Raw genomic sequence first — 17,933 nt, 5'->3', positions numbered from 1 at the left:
CCTGTTAAATTTGATACTGTATTCATTTTAGAATTATTACTCTAATTTATTTTAAAAGTATAATTAAATCAATACTATAAAATGTGATTGTATTCTCATTTTTTTTTAAACGATGATTATTTGGTCTTTGTTAATGTGAATAGTCTTATAATTTAAATGGGATTTTGAGGTGGGGTTTATCTGAGGATCTGATTCAGTGAATAGGCAGGTTTTCTACTGGAGGTAAATATGCTCTGTTGAGCTTCGTCATGTAAATTTTAAAACATAAAAAAGCACTCCTGAGGAATGCTTTTTTAAACTCATGCTTAGCACCGTTTAGCTTAGATGTTCACCACATAGACCTAAGGCCTCTTCGGCTGTAAAGGTATATTGGCTATTACAGAACTGACAATCCATTTTGATCGGATTCTGGAATTCCAGTGTTTCACGTATTGATTCTACGCCAATCTGTTGTAAGGCCACTGCACAGCGCTCTTTAGAGCAGGTACAGCCAAATTTCAAGGCTTCAGTTTCTGGTAAGCGCACCTCTTCCTCATTATATAAACGGTAAAGAATGTCAGTGGCTTGCAGGCCGATTAGTTCTTCAGTTTTCAAGGTTTCAGTGAGCATGGTCAGACGCGGCCATAAATCTTCATCAACACGGCGCTGTTCTTCTTCACTATTCCGTGGCAATAGCTGAATCAGTAAACCACCGGCGCGCTGATGGTCGCTTGCCAGTACAATGCGCGTTGGAATCTGTGCAGACAGGTCATAATACTGCATGAGGCAGCCAGCCAGATTTTCTTTGTCCAGCGGCACAATACCTTGATAACGCTCACCAAATTCTGGTTCGATATTGATAAACAGCACTGGAGAAACCAGTGACTTTAAGATGGTGCTGCTGTCTTCACCCACCAGAAAGTGCGGATCTTCTTCATAGTCCGCCAAAGCGCGAACTTCACCCAGGTGGTTGCATTCAGCCATTGCCCATTTAAATGTGCCTGATGCCTGAATTTGCAGGCTGATACGCCCTTTAATCTTCAAGGTGCTGGCAAGCAGTGCAGTCGCAGTGAGCATTTCACCCAACAGAATCTTGACCGCAGGTGCATAGTCACGTTGCGCTAAAATGGTTTGTAAAGCTTCTTCAAGATGCACCACTTCACCACGAACAGGGCTATCTTCAATAAAAAAGCGTTGGCGTAAATCAGACATAAAATTCTCCATAACCCTGCTTTAATGGTGTCATTATTGTAAAACACAAGTTATGACAGATCATCTCTTAACGCATCAATTCCTGCGCCGTTTGTATCCTGTTGCGGCTGTGTATCTGTTTTTTGAACTTTGTTGCGTTGATCCTGCGCAAACAGATGTTCGAGTTCTGCCAAGCTACTGCGGTGATGTTCATAACTTGCGTGTTGATCCGAATCCAGATGGTATTGACTGTTGAGTAATTTTTCATCATGTGCGCGGAAGTATTCAATCTGTTGCTGACTTTCTTCCGGAGCAGTATTCAACTGGCTTAACAAAGCCTCACTCATTTCCAGTGCTGAAAAGTAGTTTTCACGCCAGATTTTCTCTACACCTAAATCCTGTAACAGATGCACATGATGACGATCACGCGCGCGTACCCATAAACAAGTTTCAGGATAATTCAGCCGGATATACCGCACGATCAGCATCGAATCTTCAATATCATCAATGGCAATAATCACTTGCTGGGCCATCGCAATTCCTGCATGTGCCAAAGTTTCTGGCTCTGTCGCATCGGCCTGATAGAAAGGAATTTGATACTGCGCAAGCAGTTCAGTGGCTGGCACATTGCTGTCCATGACACTAAATGCATGCTGTTGTTGCAGTAAAATCCGGGCAATAATTTGTCCAAAGCGGCCAAATCCAATCAGCAAAATAGGGGGGCTGGCTTGAGGACTGGAATCGGTTTCAAAGGTCGCAGCCAGATGATTGTTTTGATCCAGACGCGGTAAAACCTGACTGTGTAATAACCAGTAAAATGCCGGGCTAAGTAATAATGAGAAACTCACCATCCAGAGCAAGGGCGACAGCAGATTGGCTGCGATGATCTGGTCGGATACCGCAATCACCAGCGCCAGCAAGGCAAACTCGCCACCTTGTGCCAGGCTGGCTGCCAGCAAGCTACTGTTGCGCCAGCTATTTTGATGATAACGCGCCAATACCAAACTGATTGCAAACTTGACCAAGATCAAAGTGAAAGTGCCACCGAGAATGATCCAGAGGAAATTCAACAGATCAGATAGCTGTAATGACATGCCCAGACTGATAAAGGCTAGGCCCATCAATAAGCCCTGAAAAGGCCGAATGGTGCTTTCTACCGCGGGCCGGAAATCTGAATCTGCCAGTAAAATCCCGGCAAATAAAGCGCCAAGAAACAGATTCAGTCCAAGCGTATTCATCAAGAGCAGCAGTGCCAAAGTTACCGCAATCGCCACAATGGCATGCAGTTCGTGACTGCCACTTTTTGCAATCCAGCGATATAGTGGCTGCATCAGATAGCGATTACACAGGAACAAGCCGGTAAAAGTGGTGATCATTGCGGCAAAATAAGCCACTCCGTGTTCGGTCGAGGGAATTCCGCTAAATAAAGGAATGGCGGCAATCACAGGAATGGCCAGCAGGGCATGCAGCAGCAGGATTGAATAGGTCTGTTGACCATAGCTGGTGGCAAACTGTTCCTGATTGTGGAGTTGTTGAATCACCAAGGTCATGGCTGACAGACTGCCAGCAAGTCCAATCACAATACTGGCAAGCAGGCTTTGTTGTAGAAAAATCCAGGCCAGCAGGCTAAAAATCAAGGTACTCATTAGTACCTGCAAAGCAGCCGTCATCCACAGAGATTGACTGATCTGGGCGATGCGTTGTGGTCTGAGTTGCAGCCCGATCCAGAACAGCAGTGCCAACAGGCTGACGTTCATGAAACTGTTCATCAGGTCTGGAGTCTGAATCAGATGCAAAACACCCGGACTTAAGATCATTCCTGTTAACAGATAGCCCAGTACGCTTGGTAGTCTGAGCCTTTTACTCAGTGGCACTATTAACAGTGCGATCACCAAAACTAGTGTTATTTGTAACAGTATCGACATTTTCCTGTCCTAAATTTTATGCTTGATCCAGACGTTGATGCGTATGTCCCGGACATGGACTCAGATGCAATTCTCTTAGCTGAGTTCTTGCGGGTCAATGTCCAGTGTCAGCTTCATGCTGGAAGGTTTGTCCTGCAGCATATTCTGCCACCAGCTGCGCACATAGTAATGCAAACGTGGACGATCTGCTGACAAGAGCACCATATGCGACTGATAGCGCCCAGCCTTACGTTCCATCGGCGCAGGAATTGGCCCCCAGATGTCCAGCGCCAGATCAGGATATTGCCTGAGGAATGCCGCATGTTTCTGTAAGAATTCGGTGTTTTGTGCCTGATCCTTGGATTCGCAGCGAATCAGGATGGCATAACGATAAGGCGGCATCTGGGCAATTTGCCGTTCCTTTAAGGACTGCTGGGCAAACACACGATAATTTTCATTGACCAAGGTATTCAGCAGGGCATGATCCGGTCTGAGCGTCTGCAAATAGACATCGCCTTTGTGTTCACCACGTCCAGCCCGGCCTGCGACCTGAACGATCAGTTGTGCGGTACGTTCGGTGGCACGGAAATCCACACTGAGCAGACCGGAATCAATATCCAGAATCGCCACCAGCGTCACATAAGGAAAATGATGCCCTTTGGCCAGCATCTGGGTGCCGAGCAGAATCGCGGGTTCACTTTTTTGAATCTTGTCATAGATTTTTTGCCAGCTACCCACCCGGCTGGTGGAATCGCGATCGACCCGAATCACTTCATGATCTGGAAAAAGTTCATTCAGATGTTCTTCGACCTTGCCAGTGCCCATACCCAGTGTGACCAGTTCCTGATGCTGACACTGCGGACAGTGCTCTGGCATTCGGTGAATGGTGCCACAGTGATGGCAATGCAGATGCTGATAAGGCTGGCGATGCACAGTAAAATTGGCATCGCAGTGCGGACATTGTGCCTGCCAGCCACAACTGCCACAAAGCAGGACGGGGGCATAGCCACGGCGGTTTAAAAAGATCAGTACCTGTTCTTTTTTCTCCAGACGCTTTTTGATGTCCTGAATCAGTTGCAGACTGATGCCATGCTTTTTCTGTGCCACCTTTAAATCCAGAATATGGATTTTCGGCATTAAGGCTGTGCCGGCACGTTGATTCAGCTCCAGCACCTGCATTTTGCCATGTTCAACCAGCGCATAACTGTCGATACTTGGTGTCGCTGATCCCAGCAGCACTGGACATTGCTGTAAATGGCCGCGGTACAGCGCCACATCGCGGGCATGATAGCGGAAACCTTCCTGCTGCTTAAAAGACAAATCATGTTCTTCATCCAGAATGATCAGACCCAAATTCGGTATGGGGGTATAGATGGCGGAACGTGTGCCGAGGATGATTGAAGCTTTGCCAGTCTCTGCTGCCTGCCAGGCTTGCAGACGTTTTGTATCGTTTAGGCCTGAATGCAATAGCGCGATATGACACTGAAAACGCGACTGGAAACGGCTAATCGTTTGCGGGGTCAGACCAATTTCCGGCACCAGCACCAAAACCTGCTTGCCCTGTTTCAGCACCTGTTGCATGATTTGTAGATAGACTTCGGTTTTACCACTGCCGGTCAGACCATCCAGTAAAAAAGCCTGATATTGATTGCGATACTTTAATACCTGATCAATGGCATGTTTCTGTTCAGGATTAGCGGTTAGCGGCATTTGCGCCAATTGCATCGGCTGTGGACTGAAATCTTGTGGCTCCAGCACACAGGTACAAATCTCTTTTTTCTCCAGTGCTTTTAAGGTCGCAGTTTCAATTCCGGCCAAATTCAATACATTTTCAGTGGTGCCAACCGGATGCAGTTTTAAAATCCGGTAGGCTTCCTGCTGCTTTTCCGAACGGCGTATTTTAGCTTCAGCATCAGGGTTCAGAAGTTTCCAGGTGCGGGCCAGCAGGTTATAAGGCTTACCTTGGCGTAACAGCGTTGGCAGGGCACTGTGCACCACTTCACCCATCGGAAACTGATAATACTGTGCCGACCATGTCAACAAACTTAAAACTTTAGGGTCTATGATGGCACGTTCATCCAGCAATTCAGTGACGGGCTTGAGTTTAAAACGTGGGTCGACCGGAGTATCTGCGGAGAGCTTTTCGATAATCACCCCAACCAGATTCTGTCGTCCAAAAGATACCAATACGCGTGCGCCGACCTGGGCCTGCTCAAATTGTTCTGCATTCATACTGTAATCAAAACAATCGAATACATGCACAGGTACAGCAACGCGTACGCGACAAAGTGGACTAGAATCGGTATGAGAATTTTGCATGTCTGGTGCTGGATATCCTGAAGAAATTTCGTCGTGCTTAAAGTTCGATTATGGTAGAGTGAGCAGATAATTTATATCAAAGAATATGAATGATTTCGGTGGTCTGACGCAACAGCGTTAAGCAAAATTTTGGAAAATTAGAGCATTACAATGCCTGCATATCAGTTTATTGCGCTTGATGCTTCAGGAAAGCAGCAAAAAGGCGTGCTGGAGGGGGATTCTGCACGTCAGATCCGGCAACAGTTAAGGGATAAAGCACTTATTCCGGTCTCTGTTGATCCTGTCGAGAAAAAAGACAAACATGATCGGCGGAAATGGTTTGAAAAAAGCATTACCGCTTATGATCTGGCCTTAATGACCCGGCAATTATCTGTCCTGGTCGCCGCCGCGATTCCGCTGGAAGAAGCCATCCGCGCCGTCGGCAAGCAAAGCGAAAAAGTACATGTACAAAATCTGCTGATGTCGGTGCGTTCCAAGGTTCTGGAGGGGCATAGTCTGGCGCAGGGTCTGCAACAGTCCGGGCGGTTTCCAGAATTGTATATTGCCACCATTGCGGCCGGTGAACGTTCCGGGCATCTGGATCTGATTCTGGATCAATTGGCTGACTATACCGAAAACCGTTTTGCCATGCAGAAAAAAATTCAAGGCGCGATGGTCTATCCAATTATTCTGATGCTGATGTCTTTTGCCATCGTGATGGGGCTGATGACTTATGTGGTGCCAGATATCGTCAAGACTTTTGATCAAAGCAAAGATGCCTTACCGTGGATTACGGTCGCCTTGATGAAAGCCAGTGATTTTATTCGTATTGCGTGGCCATTTCTCTTGGTTGGCGGTTTCTTGGGCATCTCCCTGCTGATACGATTCTTAAGAACCACAGCCGGGCATTATGCCTTCGACCGTTTAACCCTGAAACTGCCTTTATTTGGAAAATTATCACGCGGGATTAATGCCGCACGTTTTGCCAGTACCTTGTCCATTTTGACCCAGTCAGGCGTGCCTTTGGTCGATGCCCTACGGATTGGCGCTGCAGTCAGTAATAACTGGGTGATTCGTGATGCGGTCAATCTGGCAGCGGAAAAAGTCACCGAAGGCGGCAACCTGGCAACCCAGCTGGAGCGCAGTGGTTATTTTCCGCCGATGATGGTACAAATGATCAAAAGTGGCGAAGCCTCGGGCGAACTGGATCGCATGCTGGAGCGTGCATCACAGATGCAGGATCGGGAAGTCACCACGCTGATTTCGACTTTACTGGCCTTATTGGAACCTTTAATGCTGGTGCTAATGGCCAGTATTGTTTTGGTCATTGTGATTGCGGTGATGCTGCCAATCGTCAATATGAATAATATGATTTAAACAGAATCAAGTTAAAATTCTCGTGGTATTAAAATTAAATTGAATGTTGTGAATGATGCAAATGAATGAGAGAGATTGAATGAAAAGAAATCAATTAAATAAACAGACGGGCTTTACCTTAATCGAAGTGATGGTGGTGATTGTGATTCTCGGTGTGCTTGCTGCACTGATTGTACCGAACGTGATGGGACGCGGTGAAAAGGCCAAAGTGGATACCACTGTGATCAAGTTACAGAGTATTGCTGGTTCACTGGACCAATATAAGCTGGACAATGGCAAATATCCAAGCATGCAGGAAGGTGGTCTGGATGCACTGGTGAATCAGCCAGCGACTGCGAAAAACTGGTTGCCGGGCGGCTATGTCAAGGGCGGCTATCCTAAAGACAGTTGGGATAATGATCTGCAATATGTGATGCCGGGCACCAATGGTCGTACTTTTGATCTGTATTCATTCGGTGCAGATGGTCAGTCGGGTGGTGAAGGCACCGATGCTGATATTTATTATCAGCCTTGATTGAGAATCAATATAAACTCTCAATAGATGGAATATATCACTTCACTTAATAGACGTTTTCAATACTAAGTGAAGTGATAATAACTCTTAATTATAAATTATAATCTAAGTTTTTGATATTTATTGTAATTAATTAATAGTTTGTATATGCGAGTTATAATAAGAATTATTCCCATATTTATCTATTACAATTATCGTAAAATATGAATAAATATAGACTTTCTATTTACCCAAAAAGGCTCATAATGATCTGAACGGCACTTGACGAGCCAACGGAGAAGAATATGAAAGCATTAATCTTAGGGGATGAAATAAACCAATTTCATTGGTCGATGCTGAAATCTGTTCTTTTGGTTTTAAGCATGTTACCGATTAGTCAGGGCATTCTGCATTTATGGCAGACTACCGAGGGTAGCAGCCAGATTATGGTAGGTTTTTTTGCCATCAGTTTGATGAGTTCATTATTTGCATTGTGCTTCTGGTCGGCATTGAAAGCCTCGGTATTGCAATTAAAACAACGGCAGATGTCTGTATTCGAAAATATGATGGTGCAAACTTACCGCTATCTTCCAATGTTATCCCTCGCCAGTATGATTTCTTATCTAGCAGTTCAGTTCTAAAATTTGAAATATAAAAAACCGAGGCATTGACCTCGGTTTTTTATTGCCTTGAGTGTCCGTCCCTTTCGTAAAGGGAGCTTAGGAGAGATTGATAAGATGTTATATCTAGGAATTCACCTAAATCTCCCTTTGTAAAAGAGGGACTTGAAGAAATTATCTTCTCGACTTAAAACTGACATCCACTTTACGGGGACGGAAGCGCCATCCCACCAGCAAAAGTAAAACTGAAAAGATCATCACAGGCCAATCACTGAGTTTCATATACAACGTTTCACCTTGCATGGCTGGAAGTTCACCCCGCAGTACCGCTTCCTGATCCATCGGGGCTTTTTTCACAATATGGCCATTGTGGTCAATAAAGGCGGTCACGCCGGTATTGGTGGCACGGATAAACCAGCGGCCATTTTCCTTGGCGCGCATTTGCACCATTTGTAGATGCTGCAAAGGTCCTGCCGTGCCGGTAAACCAGGCATCGTTCGAGACCGTAACTAAAAAGTCACTTTGACTGGCATTGCGGCGTGTCAAGTTTGGATAAGCAACCTCATAACAAATTGCGGAACCTAAAGGATGGTTTTTCACATTCAAGGGCTTTTGATTGTCCGCCCCACGGGTAAAGCCGCTCATAGAGGGATCATTCTGTAGACCTGGCAATACCCAGCTTAACCAGCCTGACAGCGGAATATATTCACCAAAGGGCACCAGGCGCTGCTTTTTATACAAACCCTCAGACTCATCACCCGTGGCCATAATGCTGTTGTAATATTTCGGATAACCCGCAGCTTGTGATTCTGGTAAGTCCCAATACGGAATGCCGGTGACCCATGCAGTACCGGATTTTTCAGCCTGTACTTTCATCGCTTCGAGAAAAGCTTCAATATCGGTCTGGAACATCGGAATCGAGGACTCTGGCCAGACAATCAGGTCACGGCCCCATTCGGTCTTGCTCAGATTGGCATAAATCAATAAAGTTTTTACCTGATATTCAGTCAGCCATTTCAGATCTTGCGGAATATTGCCCTGAATCAGAGAAACCGTAAGCGGCTTTTCATTCTTTGGTTGCACAAAACTCAATTGAGCCGCGCCCCAGGCACTGAATAGTAAAATTGCAGCAGGAACCGCCCAGAACAGACGTCGGTTCAGAATTTCGACCAGTGCACAGGCTAGAATAATCACGACAAAAGATACTCCAAACACCCCAAACAGAGGTGCATAGGCATCTAGGTAGCGTTCGGTAAAGGCATAGCCGGCAAACAACCACGGGAAACCGGTAAAGACCCAGGTTTTAGACCATTCAAACAGAACCCAAAGCGGGGCAAAGGTCAAAGGGGTTTCCGGGAAAAAGCGGCGATAGACAAAGGTTTGAACGGCGCTAAACAGGCCCATCACCAGTGCCATGATCAAGATCATTACAACACTGAGAAATGCACTGGTATCGCCGTAGACATGAATTGAGGTATACAGCCAGAATGCGCCCACAAACCATAGGCCAATTCCATAGGCCCAGCCAATTCCAAAGGCCTGTTTGGCACTACGTCCACGCAGGCAGGCATAGAGCAGTGCCGGAGACAGGATGGCCAGCCACCAGTAATGATAGGGAGCCAATGCCAAACTGAAGATAGCACCTGCAAATAAGGCAATTAAAACAGGATAGATCAGCGGCAACGGTTTTTGCTGTTGATCAGAACTCAACAGCTTGTCGAAATACGCTCTCATTGGCGCACGGCTCGAATTAGGTGAATAGAGCGTGAATCTGCTTCAAGAATGGTAAATTGCCAGTTTTCCAGTTCAATGGTCTGACCTTCAAGATCATTGACCAGACCAATTTCCTGTAATAACAAGCCACCCATGGTTTCCACTTCATCGTCAGAAAAATTCGCATCCAGCATATTATTGAAATGCTCAATCGGGGTCAGAGCTTGTACTATCCAGGTATTGGCGGTGTTTGGATCGTTATCCGGAACAATGAATTGTGCCTCTTCATCGGCATTGTCATGTTCATCTTCAATTTCACCAACAATTTCTTCCAGAATATCTTCCAGCGTGACCAGACCCGAGGTGGTGCCGTATTCATCAATCACCACGGCAATATGGGTCTGGGTGTTTTTCAGCATCCGCAGCACCTGATCGGAACGGGCGCTCTCTGGTACAAATAAGGGTTGACGCATCAGTGCGCGAATATCGACTTTGGAGGTTGGTTCGGTCAGAAAAGGCAATAAATCCTTGGCCAATAGAATGCCGACCACATTATCGGTTTGATCGGAGGAAAAGACCGGAAAACGCGAATGCGCAGATTCGACCAACACATGCAGGATATCCAGCAGTTGGTCATCTTCCTGTAAGCTGATCATCGACGTGCGAGGCGTCATGACTTCGCGAATTTTGGTTGCCGGAAGGTCAAGTACACCTTCAAGCATGGCAACAGTATCGGGTTCTAAAAATCGACGTGAATCTTGTACTAATTTTAGCAGTTCGTCGCGAGTTTCGGGTGCAGTTCCCAGCCATTTACGTAAGCCGCGCATACCCCACGACGGGCCTGATTCCTCGTGCATGATTTTTCCTGAAGACTCTTAATATCTAAAAAAACGTGGTTTTATCATACCGCAGAAAATACGCTTGTCTATTGTAAATATGATGTGCAGGCATGATCGTATCAGTCAGGGCTGCGTTTAGTCGTGTGTACTTTGGCAAAGCCGCAATGCCCGAGCGGGATTATGCTAAAATATTTTCAGTCTTCCACTCTTGAGTCTATCGATGCCCCCAACTGAAATTATCCCAAGCCTGCAATTAAATACCCGAGGTTTACGCTGTCCTGAGCCAGTCATGATGTTGCATCAGGCCATTCGTAAATCTAAAGCCGGTGATGTGGTTGAGGTGTTTGCTACCGATAATTCAACCTCTTGGGATATTCCAAAATTTTGCATGCACTTGGGACATGAATTGCTGTTGCAGGAAGAGTGTCTGGATGAAAACGGCAATAAAGAATTTCATTATCTGGTGAAAAAGGGCGGCTAAATTGGCCGAATTTTTTTTGAAATTTATGATCTGATAAGAGTTCCTATTCGATCTTAAAAATAATATTATCGCCATTCTCCAGAAAATAAACCCGCTTTCGAGCGGGTTTATTTTGTTCTCATGAGAGCTTAAATATTCGGATATGAGAACTTGCGGAATATATTCCTCATTCGCAAGATTACCCTAACATTACATGTTAGGGTATGAGCTCACGCAAGGACTATCCGAATTACATGTTAGGGTAATTAGGACCACCGCCACCTTCCGGTGTTACCCAGGTGATGTTCTGAGACGGATCTTTAATGTCACAGGTCTTGCAGTGTACACAGTTGGCTGCATTGATCTGGAAACGTTTTGAACCGTCATTATTTTCCATGATTTCATAGACACCCGCCGGGCAGTAACGCTGCGCCGGTTCATCCCATTTAGGCAGGTTTACTTCAACCGGAATAGAGGCATCAGTCAGCTTTAAATGCGCAGGCTGGTTTTCTTCATGCACGGTATTCGATACAAATACAGAAGATAAACGGTCAAAAGTCAGCTTGCCATCCGGTTTTGGATAGTTTGGCTTGAAGCTTTCAGCGGCTTGGGTTTTCAGTGCAGCATGGTCTTGCACCAGATCATGCAGGGTAAATGGTACTTTGAACACGTTCTGGTCGATAAAGTTAAATGCACCACCCATCCATTGACCGAACTTGTGCATCGCCGGGCCAAAGTTACGTGAATTGTATAACTCTTCTTTGAGCCAGCTGTTGTTGAACTTGTCGGTATAAGCGGTGAGTTCCTTAACAAAGAAATCGTCACCCTCAACCACACGTGCAACCGCCAGATCACCGCCTTTTTCCACACCAGCCGCAATCGCTTCAAATACCGCTTCACCGCAGAGCATGCCGGATTTCATTGCGGTATGTGAGCCTTTGATTTTGGCAAAGTTCAGGAAGCCGGCATCATCACCAATGAGTGAGCCACCCGGGAAAGTGAACTTCGGTAACGAGTTAAAGCCACCTTTGGTCACGGCACGGGCGCCATAAGAAATACGCTTGCCGCCTTCTAAATACTGCTTGATTAAAGGATGGGTTTTCCAGCGCTGCATTTCCATGAATGGATACATATGCGGGTTGGTGTAGGACAGATCCACGATCATGCCCAAAGTCACCTGATTGTTTTCAGCGTGATACAGCCACCAGCCGCCTGAAGAACCGGTTTCATTCAATGGCCAGCCGGCGCCGTGCATCACCAGACCCGGTTTGTGCTTGGCAGGATCAATCTCCCAGAGTTCTTTAATGCCGATCCCGTAATGCTGTGGATCTGCATCTTTGGCCAGATTGAACTGTTCAATCAGACGTTTACCGAGGTGACCACGACAGCCTTCAGCAAAAATCGTATATTTGGCATGCAGTTCATAACCCGGAGTAAAGTTATGCGTCGGTTCGCCATCTTTACCAATGCCCATGTCACCGGTCTGGATGCCTTTTACCGTACCATCTGCATGATACAGAATGTCTGAGGCGGCAAAGCCCGGGAAGATTGAAACTTCCAGTTCTTCAGCTTTTTGGCCTAACCAGCGCACCACGTTGCCGAGCGAGATGACGTAGTTACCATCATTGTGCATGGTTTTTGGCACCATCCAGTGTGGTGCTTCTTGTGATTTTTCATCTGAAAGCAAGAAGAAAGTTTTATCTTCAGTCACCGGCACATTGAGCGGTGCGCCTTGTTCTTTCCAGTCCGGGAACAATTCATTAATGGCACGCGGTTCAAGCACAGCACCAGACAGAATATGTGCGCCAACTTCGGAGCCTTTTTCTACGACACAAACGGACAAATCATTTAAGTTGTTTTCAATTGCAAGTTGACGGATTTTGATCGCAGCAGATAGACCCGCAGGGCCTGCGCCGACGATGACGACGTCAAACTCCATCGATTCACGTTCGATGTGTTCCATGTAGGACTCCTCATATTACTATTCGGTGGCAACCATAATCGGATGATTGGGTGCTGCCATAAGTGTTCTTGGTTCCTAGACACAAAAATACTGGTGTCTTTGATAATCTGGGCTAGTATAGTTTTAAACCGAGTTTTAGCCAATTGGCTGAAACATATTATTTTTCCGTCATTAAGGTCTTCTTTTATGGATAAGCCAGTACCCAGCAAACATCTGACGAAAAAAGTAACTTCTCCTGATGATAAAAATTTAATGGATATCGCGCAATACTTAAAAGATGCACAGGGCGGTCACAAAAGGTCAATTCCCCCTTTGGAGCAATGGCAGCCAAAGCATTGTGGCACAATGGATCTGAAGGTTTTGGCCAATGGAGAATGGTGGCACGAAGGTCAATTGATCAAACGCCAAGCCATGATTGACCTGTTTGCAACCGTCCTTTGGAAAGAGCAGGGAAAATTCTACCTAAAAACACCGGTAGAAATGATTGAAATTGAAGTGGAAGATGAACCTTTATTGGTCAATCAGGTCGATCAGGTCGAGATTAATGGACTGAGCTATTTGCAACTGGGCACCACAACCCAAGACCTGATTATTGTGGATGCTGAACATCCGATCTTTATGCGTGAATATAAAGATGAGTTGCGACCTTATGTGCATGTACGTTTTGGAATCAATGCCCTGATCCAGCGTGCCGCATTTTTGCATCTGGTCGAGATGGGAGAGCTTGATGAAAATCCGGCAGGTGAAGCCGTTTTAAGTTTGAAAAGTGGCGATTTAGACTTGCATTTGAGCACCTGAGGTTTAAGCTTGGTCGCTAGAGTTTTTGACACCGCAATTCAGACCGTTATGAGCGCCATTCAACCCATTTCCCCGCTATTAGACCCGATGCCCAACGCAACAGCAGATGCGCCGATTGGTATTTTTGACTCGGGCGTAGGCGGCTTATCGGTGGCTCTGGAAATTGCCCGCCATCTGCCGAATGAACGCTTTGTCTATTATGCCGATACTGCACATGTGCCTTATGGCCCGAGAGATGATCAGGAAATCCGTAGCCTGACTGCTCAGGCGATTGAATGGCTGTATCGTCAGGGCTGTAAAGTGGCAGTCGTGGCTTGTAATACGGCTTCTGCCTTTAGTCTGGATTATTTGCGTGACTATTATGGCGAGAACTTTCCAATTATCGGTTTGGTGCCAGCACTTAAACCTGCAGTCTTGAATACCCGGTCGAAAACAGTTGCGGTCTTGGCAACACCGGCCACTTTTCGCGGGCAGCTGATTAAAGATGTGATCTCCCGTTTTGCCGAACCGGCTCAGGTTAAAGTCCTGCCTGTGACCAGTCTGGAACTGGTACCTTTTGTTGAGGCCGGAGAGCAGATGAGTGAAGCCTGTTTACAGACATTAATAGAGATTTTACAACCGGTTGTGGATCAAGGCGCTGATTATTTAGTGCTGGGATGTACGCATTACCCCTTCCTAAAAGCGTCAATTCAGTATATTTTTGGTCAAAAGCTGACATTAATTGACTCAGGATTCGCAGTTGCGAGACAAACGGCCCGAATTTTAATTAAAAATGAGTTATTATTTGAGCATGAGTGTAAAGAAAGCATGAAAATTGAATTGGTGGTGAGTGGGCAGAATGCTGAACAGCTCCGGCCGGTTTTGCAGCACCTGATTCCTGCCGGTTTAAAATGGCAGATCAGTAATATGAGTGCAGTTTAAAACTCATTTTTATAATTTTAAAAGAACGATATTTTTTCATTTTGGGGTGGTCATATTGTGTCAAAATGCATGAATTCATGCATTTTTTATGCAAATGTACAGGAGAAGAGGATAGCCCATGCTGGATAAACGATACCAAGTGTTCATCTCAACCTCTGGGGCAGAAATGCAGCCGGAACGTATCATTTTGTCTCAAACATTAGTGGGTATGGGGTTCTTCTCTTGGGGACTGGAACAGCGTACGCCGCTGAATACTGCTTTTTCACGCCGCCAGATTGATGATTGTGACTATGTAGTGATTTTGCTAGGCAGTCAGTATGGGGAACAGTCTGTCTCGGGTGTCGGTTATATGCACCTCGAATACATCTATGCAGTGACCAAGCAAAAACCGATTATTGTGTTTATGCATGACGATCCGGCATCACGTGAAAGCTCATTACATGATACCAAGCCGGAATTACGGGAAAAGTTTAAGGAATTCCGTCAATTATTGCAGCAGGAAGTAGATCAGGTCTTTACTTATCGCAGCTTGCGCGATCTGGAAATGGCAGTACGTTTTAATATGCCGCAAATGCTGGAGCGTTATCCGGTGACCGGATGGGTGCGTCCGCAAAATACCCAGGCGCTGCATGACGAGATTGATCAGCTTAAGGCTAAAGTGAGCCAACTGGAGCGTGATGGTGGAACGGCGGAAATAGATCCGTTCCTGAGCCTGCCTAAAGTATCCATGCATGAAGTTTTTTCTTTTGAATACCGGATGCAGGCTTATCAGGATGGAAACTTTAAGGAAATTAAAGTTCAGAAGAAGCTGACTTGGGCGCAATTATTGGCCCTGCTGGGCTCTACCTTTGTGAACCCGACACCGGAAGAGTTTTTCTCCAAGCGGATGAATGAATATTTAAATGAAAACGGTCTGGAAGATGCACGGGCAGAAATGCCACGTGCACATGCCGTGGCTCGTGCCCAGATGAATATTCGTGCCTTGCATAGCTTGAAAATTCAGATGCGCCAGAATGACTGGATTGTGCCATCAGGTCGGGATGACCGCCAGCGCATGCTCTGGCAGATTACGCCGAAAGCTCAAAAATTACTGGACAGCAGTTTGCTGGATTTAGATCGTACTTTTCAATCTAAGTCAGTGTATTAATCCATATAGAGAATCAATCAAAAACTGTTAAAGTACAGGGGTTGATACCATGACGGATAAACTGAATGTCTTCTCCTGCTAAAGCTAAAGTGACGATTATATTGGCCAACTTGGGTACGCCAGATGCGCCCACGATTCCAGCAGTACGCCGTTTCCTGAAGCAGTTTTTGTCTGATCAGCGGGTGATTGAAATTCCGAAACCCATTTGGCAAATAATCCTGCGTTTATTCATTTTGCCATTTCGGCCTAAGCGGGTTTCACAGGCCTATGCACAGGTCTGGGGAGAGGATTCACCGATGCGTGAAATCCTGTTGCAGCAGGTCAATACAGTCAAAACCCATTTGACCCAGCTCTATCCGCAGTTTGAGTTGAATGTGGTGCCAGCAATGACTTATGGCAATCCGAATATTCAGCAGGTTTTGGCCAGAGTGTCTGAACAGCCGCAGGACCATGTGATCTTATTTCCACTATTTCCCCAATATTCTGCTACTTCGACTGCACCTCTCTATGATGCCCTGGCAAAATGGGTGGTGAAGCAACGCAATTTGCCTGGTTTGAGCATCATTCGGGATTATTATCAACATCCTTTATTTATTCAAGCTCTGGCGCAAAGCGTGCGTGACTATCAGGCAGTGCATGGTCAGCCGGAAAAACTGTTAATGTCTTTTCATGGTATTCCGCAGCCTTATGCCGACAAAGGCGATCCTTATGCCGATCGTTGTCGTATTACCGGACAATTGGTTGCACAGGCGTTAGGGCTGAGTGCAGAGCAATATGCGATTAGCTTTCAGTCACGTTTTGGCAAACAGGAATGGATTAAGCCCTATACCGATGTTGTGCTGGAAGACTGGGCCAAACAGGGGGTGAAATCCGTGCAGGTGATGAGTCCGGCATTCTCGGCTGACTGTCTGGAAACGCTTGAGGAACTGGCCATAGAAAATGCCGAAACTTTTAAATCTCTGGGGGGAGGCAGTTATCGTTATATTCCTGCTTTAAATAGCCGTGAAGATCATTTGCGATTGCTGAACAGTTTGCTACAGGCTAATCTGGATGCATTGACACAAACGCTTACTCATTAATTTTTCCGAGGTTTTTTGCCCTATGTTACAAGTCAAAATTGTTCCGGTTACTGCTTTTCAGCAAAACTGTTCGATCATTTGGGATACGGACACGAAAGAAGCCATTTTGATTGATGCAGGGGGCGAAGCTGAAAAACTCAAAGCTGAGGTCGAAGCTCTGGGCTTAACCGTGAAAGCTTTATGGCTGACCCATGGACATCTGGATCATGCAGGTGCAGTAGGCGCCTTGAAAAAGGCCTGGAATGTACCAGTAATTGGGCCACATAAGGAAGATGCTTTCTGGCTGGACATGATTCAGGAGGTTTCAGCGCGTTATGGTTTTCCTATTCCAGAAAAAGTTGAAGTGACACAATGGCTGGAAGGGGGGGAAATACTGAAGCTCGGTAATGAAGAATTTGAAGTGCGTTTCGCGCCAGGGCATACCCCGGGCCATGTGATGTTTTATAATAGCAATCATGCCCTGTTATGGACGGGCGATGTGCTGTTTAAAGGCTCGATTGGCCGTACGGATTTCCCGCGTGGCGATCATCAGCAGCTCTTGGATTCAATTCAGCGTGAATGTTTTAGCCTGCCGGATGAAACCCAGTTTATTTCAGGACATGGACCGATCAGCACCATTGGTTTTGAAAAGCAGCATAATCCCTTTGTTGCAGGCAAAGCGGGTTAAATATAGACGTGAATAAAAGACCAAGTATCCTTGGTCTTTTATTTTGAAAATGGATCACTGCTAAATTGACGAGTTTGCATGTGAATTAGCCAGGCCATAAAAGCAAAAAGTACACCCAGTACAATAAATAAGCTATCTTGTTGGAAAATACCGACTCCCAGAGAGAGAAGTGCCAGTAGACCAACCCCAACTAATATGACTTTTAAAATAATATAGCTCATATTATTGCTCTAAAAATAATGTGAAGATTTAAAGTAGAACAATAATGCTAAGGCACGATGAATGGTGTTAATTCGTGTTGGCTTTTCAGGGTGATTTTATAAACTTTATGTGATTTTTAGCTAATTTTCTACATAGTTAGGACTTACGCACTATTATTTATAGATTCTCTGTGGTAGCAGATGATTTTTATCGAGAATAAAGTCATCAATGAAGTTTTTGATAACTGGTCTAAATAATTTCTTCTGCCAACGATATACATTTT

16 protein-coding genes and 1 pseudogene are annotated in these 17,933 nt (G+C 45.6%); 9 read left to right on the top strand and 8 right to left on the bottom strand.

What is annotated here, in order from left to right:
- Positions 1 to 315 precede the first annotated feature (315 nt).
- The 3 genes from FTV30_RS08150 to FTV30_RS08140 all read right to left on the bottom strand — a co-directional run bounded on the left by FTV30_RS08150 (position 316) and on the right by FTV30_RS08140 (position 5,393).
- Positions 316 to 1,191: an Hsp33 family molecular chaperone HslO gene (locus FTV30_RS08150; protein ID WP_005095347.1), complete on the bottom strand. Its 876-nt coding sequence runs from the start codon at positions 1,189 to 1,191 to the stop codon at positions 316 to 318.
- 50 nt (positions 1,192 to 1,241) lie between these two features.
- Positions 1,242 to 3,095: a cation:proton antiporter gene (locus FTV30_RS08145; protein WP_180001395.1), complete on the bottom strand. Its 1,854-nt coding sequence runs from the start codon at positions 3,093 to 3,095 to the stop codon at positions 1,242 to 1,244.
- Positions 3,096 to 3,170: 75 nt separating this feature from the next.
- Positions 3,171 to 5,393 (bottom strand): primosomal protein N', encoded by a 2,223-nt coding sequence (locus tag FTV30_RS08140; protein WP_180001394.1) that lies wholly within the window; start codon positions 5,391 to 5,393, stop codon positions 3,171 to 3,173.
- Positions 5,394 to 5,543: 150 nt separating this feature from the next.
- On the opposite strand from FTV30_RS08140, the gene gspF reads away from it, so the two are divergent.
- The 3 genes from gspF to FTV30_RS08125 all read left to right on the top strand — a co-directional run bounded on the left by gspF (position 5,544) and on the right by FTV30_RS08125 (position 7,883).
- A complete protein-coding gene (gene gspF / locus FTV30_RS08135) occupies positions 5,544 to 6,749 on the top strand; it encodes a type II secretion system inner membrane protein GspF (protein ID WP_074383949.1) in 1,206 nt (401 codons plus the stop codon).
- 79 nt (positions 6,750 to 6,828) lie between these two features.
- Positions 6,829 to 7,263, top strand: a complete 435-nt coding sequence (gene gspG / locus FTV30_RS08130) for a type II secretion system major pseudopilin GspG (protein WP_005095357.1) — start codon at positions 6,829 to 6,831, stop codon at positions 7,261 to 7,263.
- Between the two features lie 284 nt (positions 7,264 to 7,547).
- Entirely contained in the window at positions 7,548 to 7,883 is a 336-nt protein-coding gene (locus FTV30_RS08125; RefSeq protein WP_005095358.1) for a hypothetical protein, read from the top strand.
- Positions 7,884 to 8,036: 153 nt separating this feature from the next.
- Here the strand turns inward: FTV30_RS08125 and lnt are convergent, their stop codons facing one another.
- The gene (lnt, locus tag FTV30_RS08120; protein ID WP_100329308.1) at positions 8,037 to 9,596 is read right to left on the bottom strand and encodes an apolipoprotein N-acyltransferase; all 1,560 of its coding nucleotides are present in this window, start codon (positions 9,594 to 9,596) and stop codon (positions 8,037 to 8,039) included.
- Entirely contained in the window at positions 9,593 to 10,432 is an 840-nt protein-coding gene (locus tag FTV30_RS08115) for an HlyC/CorC family transporter (protein ID WP_005095361.1), read from the bottom strand. The genes lnt and FTV30_RS08115 overlap by 4 nt, the downstream gene beginning before the upstream one ends.
- Before the next feature lie 202 nt (positions 10,433 to 10,634).
- Here FTV30_RS08115 and tusA point away from each other — a divergent pair, with 202 nt between their 5' ends.
- On the top strand, positions 10,635 to 10,895 hold the full coding sequence (gene tusA / locus FTV30_RS08110; RefSeq protein WP_100329307.1) for a sulfurtransferase TusA: 261 nt from the start codon (positions 10,635 to 10,637) through the stop codon (positions 10,893 to 10,895).
- A gap of 229 nt (positions 10,896 to 11,124) precedes the next feature.
- Here the strand turns inward: tusA and FTV30_RS08105 are convergent, their stop codons facing one another.
- Entirely contained in the window at positions 11,125 to 12,837 is a 1,713-nt protein-coding gene (locus FTV30_RS08105; RefSeq protein WP_100355489.1) for an electron transfer flavoprotein-ubiquinone oxidoreductase, read from the bottom strand.
- A 186-nt stretch (positions 12,838 to 13,023) separates the two neighbouring features.
- Between FTV30_RS08105 and FTV30_RS08100 the strand changes: the two genes are divergently transcribed.
- From FTV30_RS08100 to FTV30_RS08080, 5 genes are all read left to right on the top strand, one after another.
- Complete coding sequence (locus FTV30_RS08100) at positions 13,024 to 13,635, top strand: DUF1285 domain-containing protein (protein ID WP_005095365.1); 612 nt, start codon at positions 13,024 to 13,026, stop codon at positions 13,633 to 13,635.
- Between the two features lie 48 nt (positions 13,636 to 13,683).
- Positions 13,684 to 14,556: a glutamate racemase gene (gene murI, locus FTV30_RS08095; protein ID WP_034608802.1), complete on the top strand. Its 873-nt coding sequence runs from the start codon at positions 13,684 to 13,686 to the stop codon at positions 14,554 to 14,556.
- A 118-nt stretch (positions 14,557 to 14,674) separates the two neighbouring features.
- Entirely contained in the window at positions 14,675 to 15,703 is a 1,029-nt protein-coding gene (locus tag FTV30_RS08090; RefSeq protein WP_005095369.1) for a DUF4062 domain-containing protein, read from the top strand.
- A 65-nt stretch (positions 15,704 to 15,768) separates the two neighbouring features.
- Complete coding sequence (gene hemH, locus FTV30_RS08085; RefSeq protein WP_180001393.1) at positions 15,769 to 16,782, top strand: ferrochelatase; 1,014 nt, start codon at positions 15,769 to 15,771, stop codon at positions 16,780 to 16,782.
- 22 nt (positions 16,783 to 16,804) lie between these two features.
- Positions 16,805 to 17,449, top strand: a complete 645-nt coding sequence (locus FTV30_RS08080; protein WP_180001392.1) for an MBL fold metallo-hydrolase — start codon at positions 16,805 to 16,807, stop codon at positions 17,447 to 17,449.
- Positions 17,450 to 17,487: 38 nt separating this feature from the next.
- Here the strand turns inward: FTV30_RS08080 and FTV30_RS08075 are convergent, their stop codons facing one another.
- Together FTV30_RS08075 and FTV30_RS08070 are read right to left on the bottom strand one after the other, a co-directional pair.
- Positions 17,488 to 17,670: a hypothetical protein gene (locus FTV30_RS08075; RefSeq protein ID WP_005095373.1), complete on the bottom strand. Its 183-nt coding sequence runs from the start codon at positions 17,668 to 17,670 to the stop codon at positions 17,488 to 17,490.
- A 153-nt stretch (positions 17,671 to 17,823) separates the two neighbouring features.
- Positions 17,824 to 17,933 (bottom strand): annotated as a pseudogene (locus tag FTV30_RS08070) (IS701 family transposase); the annotation flags it as partial.

Source organism: Acinetobacter sp. YH12255 (genome assembly GCF_013417355.1).
Taxonomy (GTDB): domain Bacteria; phylum Pseudomonadota; class Gammaproteobacteria; order Pseudomonadales; family Moraxellaceae; genus Acinetobacter; species Acinetobacter pseudolwoffii.
Note: the sequence above shows the minus strand (reverse complement) of the source record. Positions and strands in the feature narration are given on the sequence as shown.

Coding starts and splice junctions, on each gene's coding strand:
- FTV30_RS08145 (WP_180001395.1), bottom strand. CDS start 3,095: ATGTCGATACTGTTACAAATAACACTAGTTTTGGTGATCGCACTGTTA.
- FTV30_RS08100 (WP_005095365.1), top strand. CDS start 13,024: ATGGATAAGCCAGTACCCAGCAAACATCTGACGAAAAAAGTAACTTCT.
- FTV30_RS08150 (WP_005095347.1), bottom strand. CDS start 1,191: ATGTCTGATTTACGCCAACGCTTTTTTATTGAAGATAGCCCTGTTCGT.
- murI (WP_034608802.1), top strand. CDS start 13,684: ATGAGCGCCATTCAACCCATTTCCCCGCTATTAGACCCGATGCCCAAC.
- gspF (WP_074383949.1), top strand. CDS start 5,544: ATGCCTGCATATCAGTTTATTGCGCTTGATGCTTCAGGAAAGCAGCAA.
- FTV30_RS08125 (WP_005095358.1), top strand. CDS start 7,548: ATGAAAGCATTAATCTTAGGGGATGAAATAAACCAATTTCATTGGTCG.
- hemH (WP_180001393.1), top strand. CDS start 15,769: ATGTCTTCTCCTGCTAAAGCTAAAGTGACGATTATATTGGCCAACTTG.
- tusA (WP_100329307.1), top strand. CDS start 10,635: ATGCCCCCAACTGAAATTATCCCAAGCCTGCAATTAAATACCCGAGGT.
- FTV30_RS08080 (WP_180001392.1), top strand. CDS start 16,805: ATGTTACAAGTCAAAATTGTTCCGGTTACTGCTTTTCAGCAAAACTGT.
- FTV30_RS08140 (WP_180001394.1), bottom strand. CDS start 5,393: ATGCAAAATTCTCATACCGATTCTAGTCCACTTTGTCGCGTACGCGTT.
- FTV30_RS08075 (WP_005095373.1), bottom strand. CDS start 17,670: ATGAGCTATATTATTTTAAAAGTCATATTAGTTGGGGTTGGTCTACTG.
- lnt (WP_100329308.1), bottom strand. CDS start 9,596: ATGAGAGCGTATTTCGACAAGCTGTTGAGTTCTGATCAACAGCAAAAA.
- FTV30_RS08090 (WP_005095369.1), top strand. CDS start 14,675: ATGCTGGATAAACGATACCAAGTGTTCATCTCAACCTCTGGGGCAGAA.
- gspG (WP_005095357.1), top strand. CDS start 6,829: ATGAAAAGAAATCAATTAAATAAACAGACGGGCTTTACCTTAATCGAA.
- FTV30_RS08105 (WP_100355489.1), bottom strand. CDS start 12,837: ATGGAACACATCGAACGTGAATCGATGGAGTTTGACGTCGTCATCGTC.
- FTV30_RS08115 (WP_005095361.1), bottom strand. CDS start 10,432: ATGCACGAGGAATCAGGCCCGTCGTGGGGTATGCGCGGCTTACGTAAA.